Raw genomic sequence first — 20,022 nt, 5'->3', positions numbered from 1 at the left:
CGTCCTTCCTAGACTGCAAAGGTTTTCAGTTGACGCTGAAAAGAAGATAAAGGGCTAAAATAAAGATCATTTTAGCCCTTTGTCAACAATCTGAAGCCTCCAAAACGGAGGCTTTTTTTCATTACCCTAAAAATTTCACGCAAACTGGATGAGGAACGGTGATGTCTGATTGTAAGACAGTGAGTCGTCCTGTTTCTTTGTCGCGTTTGTATAATACAAGATTGCTAGATTCTTGGTTTGAACCGACAAGGAATTCTTCTGTTGGGTCAAGAACAAAGTCTCTAGGCCAATTTCCTTCAGATGAAGCGATCTCGACAAGGCTTAATTTGCCGTTCGCATCTGCTTTGAAAATTGCGATGCTGTCATGTCCGCGATTTCCTGTATATACAAATTTGCCGTCTGAAGAGACATGAATTGCGCTGCCTTGATTGTTCTCTGTAAAGTCACTTGGAATGGTTGCAATCGTTTGAATCTCTTCAAAATGACCGTCTTCAAAGTAACGAAGCACAATAACCTCTGAGCTGAGCTCTGTCATGACATATGCCACCGGTTTCGTTGGATGGAATGTGATATGGCGCGGACCGCTACCTGGTTTTGTTTCAAATGTATGAACGAGCTCGAGCTTGCCGTCTTCTTTCTTGTACGTATAAATCCCGTCTGTTCCAAGGTCAACAGCCACTGCAAATTGTTCATCTGGTGTCAGACCCATAAAGTGCGTATGCGGTTTTTCTTGACGGTCTTCGTTAGGGCCAGTTCCTTCATGCTGCGCCTGTGACAGCGTGCGGATGACTGAGCCGGTTTCAGCATCGATTTCATACATCTCTGCTGTTCCTTTATGATAGTTCGCTGTAAAAGCTGTTTTCGTTTGACTGTCCACACTGACGTGACAAGGAGAAGCGCCATCGGCAAGCTCTTGGTTGATGAAACTCAGTGCGCCGGTTTCTGGATCAATTTGATATGCAGCAAGACCGCCCTGCGATCCTTTTTTGACAACAGCATACACAAATTTTTGAGAATCTGAGACTGTTAAATATGTAGGATTTTCAAGTTCAGCAGCCACTTCTACTTGTTCAATCTGCTGCTTGTCCGTATTTAATGTAAAAGAATAGATTCCTTTGCTATCTCCCTTAGTATACGTTCCGATATAACCTCTGATGTTAGCCATGTGTTGCCCTCCTTCTATAAGATGCTCTCATTCTATCATAATTTGATAGGAAAACGCTTTATAAAGGCATTCCGAATGAAAAAACAAAAAAGATGAAATCTGACAACATTCATCAAAAACCATGTGAAAAAATATCACAAAAGTTTGTTCAAAAGAAAACCGTTCATGTAAAGTAAATAAATTGAAGAGAAAATACAAAAAAATTAAAGTTTTTTTATTCCTTGTCTAGCAAAGGTGTAAGCGTATACATTTTATTTTGATTAGTCTAAATTGTCTAATAATTTTAAAAATGCTGTTGACACTGCATGGAAAGCGACGTAAGATGGGTTCAACAAAAGCAAACAAACACGCAGAGCATGCGAGAGAAACTTCAAAATTAAGTGTCAGAAAATTCAACTACTTCTTGATTGAAAGAGAGGGTGCTCACTGAAAATGGAAGACCAAAAGGAACAGTGGATCTTTTTAAACGATGAACTCGTGAAAAAAGAGGATGCGAAAATTTCAGTTTATGATCATGGCTTCTTATATGGTGACGGTGTGTTCGAAGGAATACGCGTGTATAACGGAAATATCTTTCGAATGAAAGAGCATTTAGACCGCCTGTATGATTCCGCCAGATCCATTATGCTGAACATTCCATATTCACTTGAGGAACTCACTGAAAAAATGATTCATACAGTTGAAAGGAACGGCCTAAAGGATGCCTACATCCGTCTTGTCGTCTCAAGAGGAGCGGGTGATCTTGGTTTAGATCCTAACAACTGCGGGAGAGCCAACACAGTGATCATTGTAGAGCCGCTGGCCATCTTTCCAAAGCACCTATATGAAACAGGTATTGATATTGTGACAGTACCAACGAGACGAAATCGTCCGGATGTACTCAGTCCAAAAGTGAAATCATTAAATTATTTGAATAACATTCTTGTCCGAATCGAAGCCCAAATGGCTGGTGTAAGTGAAGCGCTGATGCTGAACGATCAAGGGTACGTGGCAGAAGGTTCTGCGGACAACGTGTTTATTTATAAAAAAGGCAAGCTTTATACACCGCCAGGTTATATCGGCGCACTTGAAGGCATCACAAGAAATGCCATCATGGAGATTGCAGAAGACCTAGGCTACGAAGTGAAAGAAGAACCATTCACAAGACATGATGTGTATACAGCTGAAGAAGTCTTCCTGACAGGAACCGCAGCTGAAGTCATAGCCGTTGTCAAAGTTGACGGTCGTACAATTGGTGAAGGAAAGCCAGGATTCCACACAAACAAACTTCTTGAACAATTCCGTAAGCGAGTCGTTGAAGAAGGAGAAAAAGTAGTCTTTGCAGATGAAAACATTCACGCAAGCTAAATAGATATCGATAAACGTTGAAGAGGAATAGTAGCTTTAGAGTCAGTATCTACAGAGAGCCGGTGCTAGCTGAAAACCGGTGTTACTTTCTAAAGTGAACTCACCTCTGAGTGTCTGCTTGAAATGATAGTAGGGCAGGCCGAGTGACATTGCTTCACTCGTTACCAAAATGGACGAAAGATGTCCATGAGACGGCAGCATGATTTGCCGTGAACAAGGGTGGTACCGCGAAAAACAAAGCTTTTTCGCCCCTTTGACCTAGTGAAAAGTAGTGTCATTGTGGGGTGAGAAGGCTTTTTTATATGGTCTCATATCTCGATCTTGAATGGAAAAGGGTGAAAAAACTTGACTGAAGCAAGACAAAGAGGAGGAAATCAAATGGGGACAAATGTACAAGTGGAGACGGAAAAATCAACTGCACCACAAACGATGAACGGTGCACTCATGTTAATTGAAGCACTCAAAAGAGAAAAAGTAGAAGTCATTTTCGGATATCCAGGCGGAGCCGTTTTACCAATCTACGATAAAATTTACGATTCTGGTTTATTTCATGTTCTGCCAAGGCATGAGCAAGGAGCGATTCACGCAGCAGAAGGGTACGCAAGAGTATCTGGTAAACCAGGCGTTGTGATTGCAACATCAGGACCGGGGGCGACAAACCTTGTTACAGGTATTGCAGATGCAATGATTGATTCACTGCCTCTTGTTGTATTCACAGGACAGGTGGCGACCTCAGTCATTGGATCAGATGCTTTCCAAGAAGCAGATGTACTCGGTATCACAATGCCGATTACAAAGCACAGCTATCAGGTCAGACGTCCAGAAGATTTACCAGGTGTCATTAAAGAGGCGTTCCACATCGCAACAACAGGCAGACCTGGTCCAGTCTTAATTGATATTCCAAAAGATGTCGCAAGCATTGAAGGAACATTTGAATACGATCAGCCGATTGATTTACCTGGCTATCAGCCCAAAATCGAGCCGAACTATTTGCAAATTCGCAAATTAGTAGAAGCTGTAAGCAGAGCAAAGAAACCAGTCATTTTAGCAGGAGCTGGCGTTCTTCATGGTAAAGCGTCAGAAGAATTAAGAAAGTATGCGGAGCAGCAGCAAATTCCGGTTGCTCATACGCTCCTTGGACTTGGCGGGTTTCCGGCTAAGCATCCACTTTTCCTTGGGATGGCAGGGATGCACGGCACATACGCATCAAACATGGCGCTTCATCAATGTGACCTGCTCATTTCAATCGGAGCTAGATTTGATGATAGGGTAACAGGCAACCTCAATCATTTTGCAAAGCATGCGAAGGTTGCTCATATTGACATCGATCCAGCGGAAATTGGCAAAAACATTCACACGCATATCCCGGTTGTTGGCGACAGTAAGCTAGTGCTTCAAGAGCTGATCAAGCAGGACGGGAAACAAGGTGAATCAGATGAGTGGAGAAGCCAGCTAGATCAGTGGAAGGAAGAATATCCACTTTGGTACGTTGAAAACGATGCTGAGGGCTTTAAGCCTCAAAAGCTGATCGAATACATTCATCAATTTACAAAAGGTGAAGCCATTGTCGCAACAGATGTTGGACAGCACCAAATGTGGGCTGCACAATTCTACCCATTTGAAAATGCAGATAAGTGGGTAACATCTGGAGGGCTTGGCACAATGGGATTTGGTTTGCCGGCAGCCATTGGCGCACAGCTAGCTGATCAAGAGGCAACCGTTGTGGCGATTTTAGGAGACGGAGGTTTCCAAATGACCCTGCAAGAACTTGCCGTTATCCGTGAGCTGAACCTTCCAGTGAAAGTGATTGTTCTCAATAATCACAGTCTTGGAATGGTAAGACAATGGCAAGAAATTTTCTACGAAGAACGCTACTCACATTCTAAATTTTCAGAGCAGCCAGACTTCGTAAAATTATCTGAAGCTTATGGCATTAAAGGAATCAGAATTTCATCAGACGAAGAAGCGAAAGAAAAGCTTGAAGAAGCGTTAACGTCTAGAGAGCCTGTTTTCATCGATGTCAATGTAGCGAGAGATGAGAAAGTATTCCCGATGGTAGCGCCGGGGAAAGGACTTCATGAGATGGTGGGGGTGAAACCTTGAAAAGAATTATTGTGTTGACTGTATTAAATCGATCAGGCGTACTGAACAGAATCACAGGCCTTTTTACAAAAAGACATTATAACATTGAAAGCATTACGGTCGGCCATTCTGAGATTCAAGATGTATCACGCATCACGTTCGTCGTCCATGTAGACCAAGAGAAAGACATCGAACAGCTGACAAAACAGCTCAACAAACAAATCGATGTCCTCAAAGTAATTGATATTACAAACCAATCAATCGTTCAGCGAGAGCTGGCTTTGATAAAAGTCGTATCTGCACCAGCATCTAGAATGGAAATCACAGGGGTCATTGAGCCTTTTAGAGCTTCTATTGTCGATGTGAGCAGAGAGAGTGTCGTCATTCAGGTGACAGGTGAGTCTTCAAAAATTGAAGCACTCATTGAATTACTTAAGCCATATGGCATTAAAGAAGTCGCCAGAACTGGCACAACGGCCTTTGCGAGAGATAATCAGCAAAAGCCGCAAACAAATAAAACAATTTCAATTGTCTAAACAAAAGGAGAGAGTCAAATGGTAAAAGTATATTATAACGGTGATATTCAAGAAAACGTATTAAACGGTCAAAAGGTTGCCATCATTGGTTACGGATCACAAGGTCATGCACATGCACTAAACTTAAAAGAAAGCGGCGTAGATGTGATCGTCGGCGTGAGAAAAGGTGGTTCTTATAATAAAGCTCAAGAAGACGGCCATCAAGTGTTCACAGTAAAAGAAGCAGCAGCACAAGCAGATGTTGTGATGGTTTTACTTCCAGACGAACAGCAAAAGAAAGTATATGACGAAGAAATCAAAGATCAATTAGAAGCAGGTAACTCACTTGTATTCGCACACGGATTCAACGTTCATTTCCATCAAATTGTTCCTCCTAGTGACGTAGATGTGTATCTTGTGGCTCCAAAAGGTCCAGGACATCTTGTAAGAAGAACTTATGAGCAAGGCGCTGGTGTACCTGCACTATTTGCCATCTACCAAGATGTATCAGGTCAAGCGAAAGACAAAGCACTTGCTTATGCAAAGGCAATCGGCGGAGCAAGAGCGGGTGTACTTGAAACAACATTTAAAGAAGAAACGGAAACAGATCTATTCGGTGAGCAAGCAGTACTTTGTGGAGGTCTTACTTCATTAGTAAAAGCAGGATTCGAAACGTTAACAGAAGCTGGATATCAGCCAGAGCTTGCATACTTCGAGTGTTTACATGAGCTGAAGCTGATCGTTGACCTAATGTATGAAGAAGGATTAGAAGGCATGAGATATTCAATCTCTGATACGGCACAATGGGGTGACTTCGTATCAGGACCACGCGTTGTTGATGCAAAAGTAAAAGAATCAATGAAAGCAGTCTTGACTGACATCCAAAACGGAACATTTGCAAAAGAATGGATCGTTGAAAACCAAGTGAATCGTCCACGTTTCAATGCGATCAATGCAAGTGAAAGTGAGCACCAAATTGAAATCGTAGGAAGAAAGCTTCGTGAAATGATGCCTTTCGTTAAACAAGGAAAGAAAAAGGAAGCGGTGAGCGTCGGTGCGAAAAATTAATTTTTTTGACACAACACTTCGAGATGGTGAGCAATCACCAGGAGTGAACTTAAATGCACAAGAAAAGCTAATCATTGCAAAGCAGCTTGAGCGCCTTGGGGTAAATATCATTGAAGCGGGTTTTCCCGCTTCATCCCGAGGGGATTTCTTAGGTGTACAAGAAATTGCAAGAACCATCAAAAACTGTTCTGTAGCAGGGCTTGCACGATGTGTGAAGGGTGATATTGATGCTGCATGGGAGGCGCTAAAAGATGGGGCGCAACCAAGAATCCACGTTTTTATTGCAACTTCTGATATTCACCTTAAGCATAAACTAAAGAAAACACGTGAAGAAGTTGTGGAACAGGCTGTTTCAATGGTGAAATACGCAAAAGAACGTTTTCCAGTTGTTCAGTGGTCAGCAGAAGATGCATGCCGTACCGATCTAGCTTTCTTAGCAGAAATTGTAGAAAAGGTCATTGATGCAGGAGCCAGTGTCATTAACTTACCTGATACAGTTGGATACTTGGCGCCAAAAGAGTACGGAAATATCTTTAAATATATGAAGGAACACGTTCCAAATATTGACCGCGTGAATTTGTCAGCACATTGTCATGATGATTTAGGGATGGCGGTGGCAAACTCACTTGCCGCGATTGAAAATGGAGCGGATCAAATTGAAACGGCTGTCAACGGGATTGGAGAGCGAGCAGGGAATGCCGCTTTAGAAGAAATTGCAGTGGCTCTTCACATTCGAAAAGATTTTTATCAGGTCGAATCAACGATTCAATTGAATGAAATTAAGCGCACAAGTGATGTAGTGAGCAAATACTCAGGTATGATTGTGCCGCGTAATAAAGCAGTCGTTGGAAACAACGCGTTTGCACATGAATCAGGCATTCACCAAGATGGTTTCCTCAAAGAAAAAACAACCTATGAAATTATTTCTCCAGAGCTTGTAGGTGTCACAACAGATGTGCTTGTCCTTGGTAAACACTCCGGAAGACATGCGTTTAAAGACCGCTTGAAAACACTAGGCTTTAAACTAACTGAAGAAGAAATCAATAAGTTCTTCCAAACATTTAAGAACTTAACAGAGAAGAAGAAAGAAATCACAGATGATGATTTGATCTCTATTATATTAGAAGAAAAAGTAGCAGACCGTAAAATCGGCTATGAATTTGAAAGCCTTCAAGTCCACTATGGGACAGAACAAATGCCAACTGCGACGGTTTCTCTTAAAAACCAAGAAACGCAGGAACTCATTCAAGAAGCAGCTACAGGTGCTGGCAGTGTAGAAGCTGTATACAACACACTCGAGCGCTGTATGGAGGAAAGAATTCATTTGCTAGACTACCGTATTCAATCAAATGGAAAAGGTAGAGACGCGCTAGCGGAGGTATATGTCACTGTTTCAATAGAAGGAAAAGAAACAGCAGGACGCGGTGTAGCGCAAGATGTGCTGGAAGCATCGGCTAAAGCTTACGTCAATGCGGTGAACAGGCATTTAATCTTTAAATCAAATCTCATTGAAATTGAGAAACATCACGCAATCTCATAGGAAAGGAGGAAGGGACTCATGAAAAAGAAAATTGCACTTTTGCCCGGCGATGGAATCGGACCGGAAGTCGTGACATCAGCAGTCGCTGTTTTGCAAGAAACAGCGGCTCAATTTCAACACGAATTTGAATTCGAAACAGCCCTCATTGGCGGTATAGCGATAGATGAAAAAAACCATCCGCTTCCTAAAGAAACAGTAGATGTGTGTAAAAGCGCAGATGCGATTTTATTAGGAGCAGTTGGCGGACCTAAGTGGGATCAAAATCCGCCAGAACTTCGCCCGGAAAAAGGCTTGCTCGCTATTCGTAAACAGCTGGACTTATTTGCAAACATCCGTCCTGTCAAAGTATTTGATAGCTTGAGCGAGGCTTCACCGTTAAAACAGGATCATATTAGCGGAGTAGATTTTGTCATCGTTCGTGAATTAACAGGAGGCCTTTATTTTGGTGAACCTAGCGAGCGCTATACGGATGATGAAGGCAAAGAAGCTGCTGTTGATACGCTTCTTTATACAAAGGAAGAGATTGTCCGTGTATTAAAAGAAGCGTTCGACATGGCGTTAACGAGACGGAAAAAAGTAACGTCTGTGGATAAAGCGAATGTTCTTGCTTCTAGTAAACTATGGCGGGATGCGGTTGAAGAAGTTGCTTCCCAATATCCAGAAGTCGCATATGAGCACATGCTCGTCGATAATGCTGCCATGCAGCTTATTTATAAGCCCGCTCAATTTGATGTCATCGTGACAGAGAATATGTTTGGGGACATTTTAAGTGACGAAGCTTCTATGATTACTGGCTCACTCGGTATGTTGCCATCTGCTAGTTTATCAAGCACCGGACTCCATTTATATGAGCCGATTCATGGTTCAGCACCCGATATTGCGGGGCAAAACGTTGCAAACCCTCTGGCTACCATTTTATCAGCAGCCAGCTTGCTAAGAACATCTTTTGCATTAGAAAAGGAAGCGGCTGCAATCGAAGAAGCCGTCGAAGCCGTTCTTGCCTCTGGCAAACGAACAAAGGACTTAGCAGCAAAAGAGGGAACGTACCAAACGACTGACGAAATTACGACAGCCGTTGTAGACGCACTTAAACAGCGCACGAAAACAACTGTATAAATAGAAATCTTGTTGAATTAGGTAGAGGGAGGAAAAAGGGTTATGCCTCGAACAATCATCGAAAAAATATGGGATCAGCATGTTGTGAAAAACGGCGAGGGAAAACCAGACCTTTTATATATTGATCTGCACTTGGTGCATGAGGTGACGTCACCTCAAGCATTTGAAGGATTAAGACAAAAAGGACGCAAGGTGAGAAGGCCTCAAAACACATTTGCAACGATGGATCACAACATTCCGACTGTGAATCGATTTGTGATCAAAGATGAGATTGCAAAGAAGCAAGTTAGTGCTTTGGAGCGCAACTGTGCTGAATTTGGAGTCCGTCTAGCTGACCTTCACAGTGTAGACCAAGGAATTGTTCATGTCGTTGGACCAGAGCTTGGTTTGACACTTCCGGGGAAAACAATCGTTTGTGGAGATAGTCATACATCCACACACGGCGCATTTGGCGCACTTGCCTTCGGGATCGGTACAAGTGAGGTTGAACATGTACTTTCCACACAAACACTTTGGCAGCAGCGTCCGAAAACACTAGAAATTAGAGTAGACGGAAAGCTTCAAAAAGGGGTAACAGCCAAAGATGTCATTTTAGCAGTCATTGGCGCACATGGCGTGAAGTTCGGTTCAGGCTATGTCATTGAATACACTGGGGAAGTATTCAGAAACATGTCAATGGATGAGCGGATGACCGTTTGTAATATGTCGATTGAAGCAGGTGCAAGAGCAGGATTGATCGCACCTGACGAAGTGACCTTTGAATATTGCCGCGGACGCAAATATGCACCGCAGGGTGAAGATTTCGAAGCAGCCATTAAAGAATGGAAAGAACTAAGAACAGATCCGGGTGCAACCTACGATAAAACCATTGTTTTAGATGGAAATGAGATTTCACCAATGGTGACGTGGGGGATTAACCCAGGAATGGTGCTCCCTGTGGATGCAGCGATTCCAGGACCAGAGGATTTTGCACAAGAAGATGATCAAAAAGAAGCCATGCGTGCTTATGAATACATGGGAGTTCACCCGCATCAGCGTATTGAAGATATTAAGATTGAGCATGTATTTATTGGCTCATGTACGAACTCAAGAATGACTGATTTACGCCAAGCAGCTTCTATGATTGAAGGACAAAAAGTAGCTGATCATGTTAGAGCGATTGTGGTGCCTGGCTCTCAAAGTGTCAAACTGCAAGCAGAAAAAGAAGGTCTTCATGAAATTTTCCTTGAAGCAGGTTTTGAATGGAGAGAATCTGGCTGCAGTATGTGCCTGAGCATGAATAACGATGTGGTGCCAGAAGGCGAACGCTGTGCGTCCACATCAAACCGTAACTTTGAAGGGCGTCAAGGGAAAGGCGCAAGAACACACCTTGTCAGCCCGGCAATGGCTGCAATGGCTGCAATACATGGCCGATTTGTCGATGTCAGGAAGTTTAATCAAGAGAAAACAGTCGTGTAAGGAGTTGTCATAGATGGAGCCTTTAGTCACTCATAAAGGAAAAGCCGCTGTGCTTAACCGTATTAATGTAGATACAGATCAAATTATTCCGAAGCAATTTTTGAAAAGAATCGAACGAACAGGCTATGGCCGATTTGCCTTTTTTGACTGGCGTTATTTAGATGATGGCAGCCTGAATCCAGATTTTGAGCTGAATCAGCCGATTTATGAAGGAGCATCCATTTTGATCGCAGGAGAAAACTTCGGCTGCGGCTCATCAAGGGAACATGCACCTTGGGCACTAGATGATTATGGCTTCAAAATTGTCATTGCGCCATCATTCGCAGATATTTTTCATCAAAACTGCTTTAAAAACGGGATGCTTCCGATTCGTCTTGATTATGATGTGTGGAAAACATTTGCTGCATCATATGAAAACAAAGGATATGAGATGACGGTTGATCTGGAAAAACAACAGATTCAAGACCACGAAGGGAACATGACTCCTTTTGATGTAGATCCTCACTGGAGAGAAATGCTCCTGAATGGCTATGATGAGATTTCATTAACATTGTTACTAGAAGATGAGATTCAGGCATTTGAAGAAAAGCGCAGCAGCTGGCTGCGTGCATAAACAACGAGAAGCTGTCCGCCCGAGGTGAGACAGCTTCTTTTTTTTTCATGAAAACCTCTCGTTACTTGTGTTTACTAACCTTCGTTGGTAAACTGATAAAAAATATGCGCCCGAAAGGAACGTAAGCATGAAACATGACAAGAAGAAAGATAATGTCATTTTGTTTCCTGGTCTGAAAGAAAGACTGATTGAAAAAGGAATGGCAGCATTAAAAGATAAACAGTATCAAGAGGCGCTTCACTTATTTTCTGAAGCGAAATCTTATGATGACGATGAAGAATCCGATATTCACCTCGGTATGGCGATTTGTTTTCTAGAGCTTGGTGAGCTGCAGGATGCAAAGCGTGTGTGTGAAAAGATGTTAAATGAAGGATATGGTCACTACTTCACAGTGCTTCAAGTATATATGACCATCTTAATTCAGCTGAAAGAATACGAGGAAGTCAAACAGACGATTGAGGCTGTACTCGAGGAGAACCACCTTCCAGCAGAAAGTGCGGAGCATTTTTATAAGCTGCTTGAATTTAGCAGAAAGATGATTGAATCGCCGGAAGAGATTTTAGACGAAGACGAGAATGACAGCGGTGAAATCAATATAGATGATATGCTGGAGCGGCCAGAAGAGCAGGTGCAGTTTATCCATTCTTTAAAAGACCGCAATATTACACCGCACATGGGTCTATTAAATACAATTTTACAGAAACCTGACGGAAACCCTTTGGTCAAATCATTGATCTTACAGCTCTTGTCAGACCATGATGTGGCAAAGCCGGTTCATGTGACAAAATTCGGAGACTCTTTAACGCTTGTTCCTTCGGAGGCGGTGAAGCCAGAGCAGATGCCGCTTCTTCAGCAAGTATTGCGTTTGCTGGATGACACACTCGGCAATGAGAATCCAACCCTTTATCAAGGGGTGGAAGAGTTATGGCGCAGACACTTATTTGTGCTTTATCCATTTCTTCCAAAATATACTGATCCAAACCTTTGGGCAGCGTCACTTCATAAAGTCGGCTATGAAATGCATGGGATCGAAATTGACCTTGAAGAATTGCATCTATTGTATGATTTTAACGAACGAGAGCTGAGAGAGGCTTGTACAATGCTGAAAGATATTGAAGAAATTTCTTATTTGTAATTTGTCGATTTAGTTGAAAGACGGACTTGTTATGTTATAATATAATGGTTGTATTTGTGCTTATATCGTGTAGTTGTACGATTCAAATGGTTGAAAGACGATATGTATAATCAAGTCAAATGTTGTATACATAATACCGCTGCTTTAGCGGAGTGCGTGGTTTTTTGATTGGACGAAGTCTTTGTGATGCTTTAGAATGTAACAACGCACAATCTGAATAGATTTTTGGAGGGAAACACACATGTCAGTAAAATGGGAAAAACAAGAAGGTAACGAAGGTGTCTTAACTGTAGAAGTTGACGCTGAAACATTTAACAAAGCACTTGATGATGCATTTAAGAAAGTGGTTAAGCAAGTATCAATTCCTGGATTCCGTAAAGGGAAAGTACCACGTGGTCTTTTCGAGCAGCGTTTTGGAGTAGAATCTCTTTATCAAGATGCATTAGATATTCTTCTTCCAGTTGAATATCCAAAAGCAATCGACGAAGCTGGTATCGAACCAGTTGACCGCCCTGAAATCGATGTTGAGAAAATCGAAAAAGGCGAAAGCTTAATCTTCACTGCAAAAGTAACAGTGAAGCCAGAAGTGAAACTTGGTGACTACAAAGGTCTTAACGTAGAAAAAGACGACACAACAGTCACTGATGAAGATGTACAAGAAGAGTTAAAAGCAATGCAAAACCGTCAAGCTGAGCTTGTTGTCAAAGAAGAAGGCGCAATTGAAAACGGCGATACAGTTGTTCTTGATTTCGAAGGATTCGTTGATGGAGAAGCATTCGAAGGCGGAAAAGCGGAGAACTACTCTCTTGAAGTAGGTTCTGGTTCATTCATCCCTGGTTTCGAAGAGCAATTAGTTGGTCTTGAAGCAGGCGCTGAAAAAGACGTAGAAGTGACATTCCCAGAAGAATACCATGCTGAAGACCTTGCAGGTAAACCAGCTGTATTCAAAGTGAAAATTCATGAAATCAAAGCAAAAGAACTTCCAGCACTTGACGATGAGTTCGCTAAAGATGTTGATGAAGAAGTAGAAACGATTGCTGAATTAACTGAAAAAACGAAGAAACGTCTTGAAGAAGCAAAAGAAAACGAAGCGGAAGGAAAACTTCGTGAAGAGCTAGTTGCGAAAGCTTCTGAAAATGCGGAAGTTGACATCCCACAAGCGATGGTTGACACAGAGCTTGACCGTATGATGAAAGAATTCGAACAACGTCTTCAAATGCAAGGGATGAACCTTGAGCTTTACTTCCAATTCTCTGGACAAGATGAAGAAGCGCTTAAAGAGCAAATGAAAGAAGATGCTGCTAAACGTGTAAAATCTAACCTCACTCTTGAAGCAATTGCTGCTGCCGAAGACTTACAAGTGTCTGACGAAGAAGTGGAAGAAGAACTTTCAAAAATGGCTGAAGCATACAACATGCCAATTGAAAATATCAAACAAGCGATTGGATCTACTGACGCAATGAAAGAAGATCTAAAAGTTCGTAAAGCAATTGATTTTCTTGTAGAAAACCGTTAATATGGTGCATAATAATAAAACAGGGCGCGAGTGACTCGTGCCTTGTTTTGTACAATTTTTGACTTATCATCGCTTCTTTTGGAAACGATAGTGTAAGTCACGCTTTTCTGTCATACATATTTCAATGTGCAGTGTTAGAAACACATCATTACCGTCTTTTAGGAAAGTATGGTAAAATGCATACATACTGGACCCAAAAAGGTAGCTGACTGTTAGCTACAGGCAAGTGAAGAAGAATAAGGGGTGAAAGAATGTTTAAATTCAACGAGGAAAAAGGTCAATTAAAATGCTCGTTTTGCGGAAAAACGCAAGATCAAGTGCGTAAACTGGTCGCAGGACCTGGCGTATATATATGTGATGAATGTATCGAGCTTTGCACGGAAATAGTTGAAGAAGAACTTGGTACAGAGGAAGAAGTTGAATTCAAGGATGTTCCGAAACCTCATGAAATTCGGGAGATTCTTGATGAATATGTCATCGGACAAGAGAAAGCGAAGAAATCCTTAGCTGTAGCGGTTTATAACCATTATAAACGGATCAATTCCAACAGCAAGATTGATGATGTTGAGCTTTCGAAAAGTAACATTTCGATGATTGGACCAACAGGAAGCGGTAAAACATTACTTGCTCAAACGCTTGCTCGCATTTTAAATGTTCCATTTGCGATTGCAGATGCAACGTCACTAACTGAAGCAGGTTATGTTGGTGAAGACGTAGAGAATATCTTACTAAAGCTGATCCAAGCAGCGGATTATGATGTAGAAAAAGCGGAAAAAGGCATTATCTACATCGATGAGATCGATAAAGTAGCAAGAAAATCAGAAAACCCTTCTATCACTCGTGATGTATCTGGGGAAGGTGTACAGCAAGCCCTTTTGAAAATTCTAGAAGGAACGGTCGCTAGTGTACCGCCTCAAGGTGGTCGTAAGCACCCTCATCAAGAATTCATTCAAATTGATACAACAAATATCCTCTTTATTTGTGGTGGAGCCTTTGATGGTATTGAGCAAATCATCAAACGCCGCCTAGGGCAAAAAGTCATTGGATTCGGTGCAGAAAATAAAGTCGAAGACCTTGAAAAAGAAGTTCTTCTATCAAAAGTATTGCCAGAAGACTTGCTTCGCTTCGGTTTAATTCCAGAATTCATCGGCCGTCTGCCGGTGATTGCAAGCCTAGAGCCGTTAGATGAAAAAGCACTTGTAGAAATCTTGACGAAGCCTAAAAATGCGCTAGTCAAACAGTATACAAAAATGCTTGAGCTTGACGATGTAGAGCTTGTATTCGAAGAGGATGCTCTTAGCGAAATTGCGAAAAAAGCAATTGAGCGTAAAACGGGTGCTCGTGGTCTTCGCTCCATCATTGAAGGCATCATGCTTGATGTGATGTTTGACCTTCCATCTCGTGATGATATTGAAAAATGTGTCATCACTGGTGCAACGGTTGCTGATGGTGAGCCACCGCGTCTTGTGTTAAAAGACGGTACAGTTGTGAATAAAGATACAAAAACATCGGCGTAAGCCAATGGATCACTCCTGAATCTTTTGATTCAGGAGTTTTTTATTTATCGTGGAAGTTGTGTTTATTCCGTCCAGCTCTAGGAAATACTAGCAGACAGAAACCAATACATACAATAGATGAAGGAGGGAGCACCGATTGAGCTGGACAGGAATCGTATTATTCATACAGTTGTTCTTTGGTATCGTCATCGGGCTGTACTTTTGGAACTTACTGCGAAATCAACGCACACAAAAGGTGACGATTGACAAAGAATCAAAGAAGGAAATGGAAGCACTTAGAAAGATGAGATCAATTAAGCTGAGTGAGCCTTTATCAGAGAGAGTCCGGCCAAAGGGGTTTCAAGATATTGTAGGACAAGAAGACGGCATTCGTGCACTCAAAGCCGCCCTCTGCGGACCGAACCCGCAGCATGTCATCGTCTACGGACCGCCTGGCGTTGGAAAAACAGCTGCTGCTCGTCTTGTCATGGAAGAGGCGAAGCGCCATGCTGACTCGCCATTTAAAAAAGATGCAGTGTTTGTAGAGCTTGATGCCACAACCGCAAGATTTGATGAACGAGGCATCGCAGACCCCTTAATCGGTTCTGTGCATGACCCGATTTATCAAGGAGCAGGGGCAATGGGACAGGCAGGCATTCCGCAGCCTAAACAAGGAGCGGTCACACACGCTCATGGCGGGGTTCTCTTTATTGATGAAATTGGAGAACTGCATCCGATTCAAATGAACAAAATGCTCAAAGTGCTTGAGGATCGAAAAGTGTTTTTAGACAGTGCCTATTACAGTGAGGAAAATACGCAAATCCCAAATCACATTCATGATATTTTCCAAAATGGACTGCCGGCTGATTTTCGATTGATTGGTGCTACGACAAGAACACCGGATGAAATTCCACCAGCGATTCGGTCGAGGTGTTTGGAAATTTTCTTTAAGGACCTCGATCAGCACGAGCTCAAAATAGTCGCAGCGAAAGCTGTCCAAAAAATACAAAAGGAATTAAGTGATGAAGGCTTGAACCTGTTAACGTCTTATGTAAAAAATGGGCGTGAAGCGGTCAATATGGTGCAGATCGCAGCTGGTATGGCTGTCACTGAAAACCGAAAAGACATTACGATCGCTGATATAGAGTGGGTGATTCATTCAAGCCAGCTGACACCAAGATATGAACAAAAAGTACCGGAAAAGCCAAAGGTAGGAGTCGTAAATGGTCTTGCCGTTTATGGACCGAACAGCGGCGCTTTGCTTGAAATTGAAGTGAACATATGTAAAGCGCTTGAAAAAGGCAGTATCAATATTACGGGCATTGCAGAAGAAGAAAGCATTGGCAATCAGTCTAAGTCCATCAGACGGAAAAGTATGGCGAAAGGCTCTGTTGAAAATGTATTAACCGTGCTGAGAAACTTAGGCATACGGACAAATGAATATGATATCCATATTAACTTTCCAGCCGGTGCTCCGATTGATGGCCCGTCTGCCGGAATTGCGATGGCCACAGCGATTTTCTCAGCCATTCATCAGATTCCAATTAATCATCTGACAGCGATGACCGGTGAGATTGGATTGCAGGGCCAGGTAAAACCGATCGGCGGTGTGATACCGAAAATTAAGGCAGCTAAACAAGCTGGTGTTCAAACAGTGATCATCCCTTATGACAACCAGCAGTCGATTCTAAAAGAGATTGAAGGGGTTACGATTGTGCCTGTGAAGCACTTCCAAGAGGTGCTGGATCATTGTTTGATCAATCCGCCAGATGAGAAGAAAGACGGACTAGAAGAAGAAATGAAAAGAAAATCTGTTTAATCCCCATCTCATATGGGGATTTTTTAGTGAAATAGATCTTTTTTTCTTTTTCAGGATAAAAAGAAAGGGTATACTACGGTAAGATCATCATTTCTCAAGTCTTTTACATTGTACAAGACTGAAACAGGTATATTATAATGATTCATACTAGTGACGGAGGTGTCTATCAACATGGCAGATGAAATCAAAAAGAATGTTCCGCTCCTTCCATTGCGAGGTTTGCTTGTTTATCCAACAATGGTCTTGCATTTGGACGTTGGACGCGAGAAGTCTGTTCAAGCATTAGAACAGGCCATGATGAACGATCATATGATTTTTCTAGCAACACAGCGGGAAATTTCAATAGATGAACCAGGTGAAGAGGAAATTTTTAAAGTCGGCACCTACACAAAAATTAAACAAATGCTGAAACTGCCAAATGGAACGATTCGTGTACTTGTTGAAGGTTTAAACCGAGCACAGATCGAATCGTACGTGGAGCTGGAGGACTATACGTCAGTCGATATTAAAGAGCTGGCAGAAGAAGAATTAAAGGACGCAGAAGCAGAAGCACTCATGCGCACGTTGTTAGATCACTTTGATCAGTACATAAAAATTTCTAAAAAAATCTCAGCTGAAACATATGCAACGGTAACGGATATTGAGGAACCTGGCAGAATGGCAGATATCGTCGCTTCTCACCTGCCGCTCAAATTAAAAGACAAACAAGAAGTGCTGGAAACAGTCGATGTCAAAAAGCGGCTGAATCGGGTGATTAGCCTGATCCACAATGAAAAAGAAGTGCTGGAGATTGAAAAGAAAATCGGACAGCGCGTCAAACGTTCAATGGAACGAACGCAAAAAGAATATTATTTGCGTGAACAAATGAAAGCCATCCAAAAGGAACTTGGAGACAAAGAAGGAAAAACAGGCGAAGTCAGTTCATTAATGGCTAAAATTGAAGAGTCCAGCATGCCGGATTCTGTTCGTGAAACGGCATTAAAAGAACTGAATCGTTATGAAAAAATTCCATCAAGCTCTGCTGAGAGCTCTGTCATTCGAAATTATATTGATTGGCTGATCAATCTGCCTTGGGGCATCTATACAGAAGATCGTCTAGACTTAAAGCTGGCAAGTGAAATTTTAGATGAAGAGCATCATGGGCTTGAAAAAGTTAAAGAACGTGTGCTTGAATATCTTGCTGTACAGAAGCTGACAAATTCATTAAAGGGACCGATTCTTTGCCTCGCTGGACCTCCAGGAGTAGGGAAGACGTCACTGGCAAAATCCATTGCAAAATCACTGGATCGAAAGTTTATCCGTATCTCACTTGGCGGTGTACGTGATGAATCTGAAATTCGTGGTCATCGAAGAACTTATGTAGGTGCGATGCCGGGCCGTATTATTCGCGGGATGAGCAAGGCTGGCACGATGAATCCGGTATTTCTTTTAGATGAAATCGATAAGATGTCTTCTGACTTTAGAGGCGACCCTTCATCTGCAATGCTCGAAGTGTTAGATCCAGAGCAAAATCATAACTTTAGCGATCATTATATTGAAGAGACATTTGATTTGTCTCAAGTGTTATTTATCGCAACTGCCAACAATTTAGCAACCATTCCTGGTCCACTTCGTGATAGAATGGAGATTATCACGATTGCAGGATATACGGAAGTTGAAAAAGCAGAAATTGTGAAAGATCACCTTCTGCCGAAGCAGCTAAAGGAGCACGGATTAAAGAAAGGGAACTTACAGCTTCGTGAAGCAGCGATTTACGATATCATTCGCTATTACACAAGAGAAGCAGGAGTCCGCGGGTTAGAGCGTCAGCTGGCGGCAATTTGCCGAAAAGCGGCAAAAGCGATTGTGGCTGAAGACCGTAAGCGTATCACAGTGACGGAAAAGAATTTATCTGAATATCTCGGAAAAAGACTTTACCGTTATGGTCAAGCTGAAACGACAGATCAGGTGGGCGTTGTCACAGGACTTGCGTATACCTCAGTAGGTGGAGATACCTTATCCATTGAAGTCTCACTCTCGCCAGGTAAAGGCAAGCTTTTGCTCACTGGTAAGCTTGGTGATGTCATGAGAGAATCTGCGCAGGCGGCATTCAGTTATATCCGTTCAAAAGCAGATGACCTAAACATTGATCCTCATTTTAATGAAAAGCATGATATTCATATCCATGTTCCAGAGGGTGCGGTTCCAAAGGACGGGCCATCAGCTGGTATTACCATTGCGACCGCTCTTGTATCAGCACTCACAGGACGTCCTGTATCAAGAGATGTTGGTATGACAGGAGAGATTACGTTAAGAGGAAGAGTGCTTCCAATTGGCGGATTAAAAGAAAAAGCATTAGGCGCACATCGTGCAGGACTGAAAACGATTATTCTTCCAAAGGACAATGAGAAGGATATTGATGATATTCCTGAAAGTGTGAGAGAAGGACTGACCTTTATTCCGGTCTCACATGTAGATGAGGTGCTTGAGAAAGCGTTAGTAGGAGAGGGAAGATGAAAGTAACAAAATCAGATATCGTCATTAGTGCGGTGAAACCAGAGCAGTACCCAAGCGGGGGACTGCCAGAGATCGCTCTTGCTGGACGATCAAATGTTGGAAAGTCATCGTTCATTAACTCATTGATTAACCGTAAAAACTTAGCACGTACGTCTTCTAAACCAGGGAAGACCCAAACGCTTAATTTCTACATTATTAATGATATGCTCCATTTTGTGGACGTACCAGGCTACGGCTTTGCCAAAGTATCAAAAACAGAGCGAGAAGCTTGGGGCAGAATGATCGAAACGTATATTACGATGCGTGAAGAATTAAAAGCAGTCGTCCAAATTGTGGACCTGCGTCATAAGCCATCAGTAGATGATGTGAACATGTATGAATTCCTTAAATATTACGGGGTTCCTGTCATCGTCATTGCGACAAAGGCGGATAAAATTCCAAAAGGCAAATGGGAAAAACATGCGAAGGTCGTCAAGCAGACACTCGATATTGACCCATCAGATGAATTAATCCTATTCTCTTCTGAAACAAAAAAGGGAAAAGAGGAAGCCTGGAATGCGATCCTTGCGAAGGTGAACAGCTAAGAAGTCTATAAAAAGTTGTAAGAAAACATTTGTTTTCTTACAGCTTTTTTTCATATGTCGAGAAAAAACGTA

The 20,022-nt window shown here is 42.2% G+C and carries 15 protein-coding genes and 1 other annotated feature; of the genes, 14 read left to right on the top strand and 1 reads right to left on the bottom strand.

Annotated features, from left to right (window positions below; genetic code table 11):
• Window positions 1-121 precede the first annotated feature (121 nt).
• Window positions 122-1,165 carry a lactonase family protein gene (locus BA1_RS08965; protein ID WP_008357988.1) on the bottom strand — a complete coding sequence of 348 codons (1,044 nt, stop codon included), beginning with the start codon at window positions 1,163-1,165 and terminating at the stop codon, window positions 122-124.
• Between the two features lie 432 nt (window positions 1,166-1,597).
• On the opposite strand from BA1_RS08965, the gene ilvE reads away from it, so the two are divergent.
• The 14 genes from ilvE to yihA all read left to right on the top strand — a co-directional run bounded on the left by ilvE (window position 1,598) and on the right by yihA (window position 19,950).
• Window positions 1,598-2,512, top strand: a complete 915-nt coding sequence (gene ilvE, locus BA1_RS08960; protein WP_008357987.1) for a branched-chain-amino-acid transaminase — start codon at window positions 1,598-1,600, stop codon at window positions 2,510-2,512.
• Window positions 2,513-2,520: 8 nt separating this feature from the next.
• Window positions 2,521-2,768: a binding site (T-box leader), on the top strand.
• A gap of 122 nt (window positions 2,769-2,890) precedes the next feature.
• Window positions 2,891-4,615, top strand: coding sequence for an acetolactate synthase large subunit (gene ilvB, locus BA1_RS08955; protein WP_008357985.1), 1,725 nt, complete (start codon window positions 2,891-2,893; stop codon window positions 4,613-4,615).
• Window positions 4,612-5,130 carry an acetolactate synthase small subunit gene (gene ilvN, locus BA1_RS08950; protein WP_008357982.1) on the top strand — a complete coding sequence of 173 codons (519 nt, stop codon included), beginning with the start codon at window positions 4,612-4,614 and terminating at the stop codon, window positions 5,128-5,130. Before ilvB ends, ilvN begins: the two co-directional genes overlap by 4 nt.
• Before the next feature lie 18 nt (window positions 5,131-5,148).
• Complete coding sequence (gene ilvC, locus BA1_RS08945) at window positions 5,149-6,177, top strand: ketol-acid reductoisomerase (protein WP_008357979.1); 1,029 nt, start codon at window positions 5,149-5,151, stop codon at window positions 6,175-6,177.
• Window positions 6,164-7,717: a 2-isopropylmalate synthase gene (locus BA1_RS08940; RefSeq protein ID WP_008357978.1), complete on the top strand. Its 1,554-nt coding sequence runs from the start codon at window positions 6,164-6,166 to the stop codon at window positions 7,715-7,717. The genes ilvC and BA1_RS08940 overlap by 14 nt, the downstream gene beginning before the upstream one ends.
• 18 nt (window positions 7,718-7,735) lie before the next feature.
• Window positions 7,736-8,833, top strand: coding sequence for a 3-isopropylmalate dehydrogenase (leuB, locus tag BA1_RS08935; RefSeq protein WP_008357976.1), 1,098 nt, complete (start codon window positions 7,736-7,738; stop codon window positions 8,831-8,833).
• Window positions 8,834-8,875: 42 nt separating this feature from the next.
• Entirely contained in the window at window positions 8,876-10,291 is a 1,416-nt protein-coding gene (gene leuC / locus BA1_RS08930; protein ID WP_008357974.1) for a 3-isopropylmalate dehydratase large subunit, read from the top strand.
• Between the two features lie 13 nt (window positions 10,292-10,304).
• Complete coding sequence (gene leuD / locus BA1_RS08925; RefSeq protein WP_008357972.1) at window positions 10,305-10,904, top strand: 3-isopropylmalate dehydratase small subunit; 600 nt, start codon at window positions 10,305-10,307, stop codon at window positions 10,902-10,904.
• Between the two features lie 127 nt (window positions 10,905-11,031).
• Window positions 11,032-12,039 carry a DNA damage checkpoint antagonist DdcA gene (gene ddcA / locus BA1_RS08920; protein ID WP_008357970.1) on the top strand — a complete coding sequence of 336 codons (1,008 nt, stop codon included), beginning with the start codon at window positions 11,032-11,034 and terminating at the stop codon, window positions 12,037-12,039.
• Window positions 12,040-12,280: 241 nt separating this feature from the next.
• The gene (gene tig, locus BA1_RS08915; protein ID WP_008357969.1) at window positions 12,281-13,555 is read left to right on the top strand and encodes a trigger factor; all 1,275 of its coding nucleotides are present in this window, start codon (window positions 12,281-12,283) and stop codon (window positions 13,553-13,555) included.
• Between the two features lie 251 nt (window positions 13,556-13,806).
• Entirely contained in the window at window positions 13,807-15,072 is a 1,266-nt protein-coding gene (gene clpX / locus BA1_RS08910; RefSeq protein ID WP_008357967.1) for an ATP-dependent protease ATP-binding subunit ClpX, read from the top strand.
• Window positions 15,073-15,208: 136 nt separating this feature from the next.
• Window positions 15,209-16,870 carry an ATP-dependent protease LonB gene (lonB, locus tag BA1_RS08905; protein ID WP_008357964.1) on the top strand — a complete coding sequence of 554 codons (1,662 nt, stop codon included), beginning with the start codon at window positions 15,209-15,211 and terminating at the stop codon, window positions 16,868-16,870.
• A 171-nt stretch (window positions 16,871-17,041) separates the two neighbouring features.
• Window positions 17,042-19,366, top strand: coding sequence for an endopeptidase La (lon, locus tag BA1_RS08900; RefSeq protein ID WP_008357962.1), 2,325 nt, complete (start codon window positions 17,042-17,044; stop codon window positions 19,364-19,366).
• Window positions 19,363-19,950, top strand: a complete 588-nt coding sequence (yihA, locus tag BA1_RS08895; RefSeq protein ID WP_008357961.1) for a ribosome biogenesis GTP-binding protein YihA/YsxC — start codon at window positions 19,363-19,365, stop codon at window positions 19,948-19,950. The genes lon and yihA overlap by 4 nt, the downstream gene beginning before the upstream one ends.
• Window positions 19,951-20,022: the final 72 nt, after the last annotated feature.

This window comes from Bacillus xiamenensis (assembly GCF_000300535.1).
Taxonomy (GTDB): domain Bacteria; phylum Bacillota; class Bacilli; order Bacillales; family Bacillaceae; genus Bacillus; species Bacillus xiamenensis.
The sequence above is the reverse complement of the archived record's forward strand: the minus strand, read 5'-3'. Positions and strand labels throughout refer to the sequence as shown.

Coding starts and splice junctions, on each gene's coding strand:
- ddcA (WP_008357970.1), top strand. CDS start 11,032: ATGAAACATGACAAGAAGAAAGATAATGTCATTTTGTTTCCTGGTCTG.
- ilvB (WP_008357985.1), top strand. CDS start 2,891: ATGGGGACAAATGTACAAGTGGAGACGGAAAAATCAACTGCACCACAA.
- leuB (WP_008357976.1), top strand. CDS start 7,736: ATGAAAAAGAAAATTGCACTTTTGCCCGGCGATGGAATCGGACCGGAA.
- ilvC (WP_008357979.1), top strand. CDS start 5,149: ATGGTAAAAGTATATTATAACGGTGATATTCAAGAAAACGTATTAAAC.
- clpX (WP_008357967.1), top strand. CDS start 13,807: ATGTTTAAATTCAACGAGGAAAAAGGTCAATTAAAATGCTCGTTTTGC.
- tig (WP_008357969.1), top strand. CDS start 12,281: ATGTCAGTAAAATGGGAAAAACAAGAAGGTAACGAAGGTGTCTTAACT.
- leuD (WP_008357972.1), top strand. CDS start 10,305: ATGGAGCCTTTAGTCACTCATAAAGGAAAAGCCGCTGTGCTTAACCGT.
- BA1_RS08965 (WP_008357988.1), bottom strand. CDS start 1,165: ATGGCTAACATCAGAGGTTATATCGGAACGTATACTAAGGGAGATAGC.
- leuC (WP_008357974.1), top strand. CDS start 8,876: ATGCCTCGAACAATCATCGAAAAAATATGGGATCAGCATGTTGTGAAA.
- lon (WP_008357962.1), top strand. CDS start 17,042: ATGGCAGATGAAATCAAAAAGAATGTTCCGCTCCTTCCATTGCGAGGT.
- ilvE (WP_008357987.1), top strand. CDS start 1,598: ATGGAAGACCAAAAGGAACAGTGGATCTTTTTAAACGATGAACTCGTG.
- yihA (WP_008357961.1), top strand. CDS start 19,363: ATGAAAGTAACAAAATCAGATATCGTCATTAGTGCGGTGAAACCAGAG.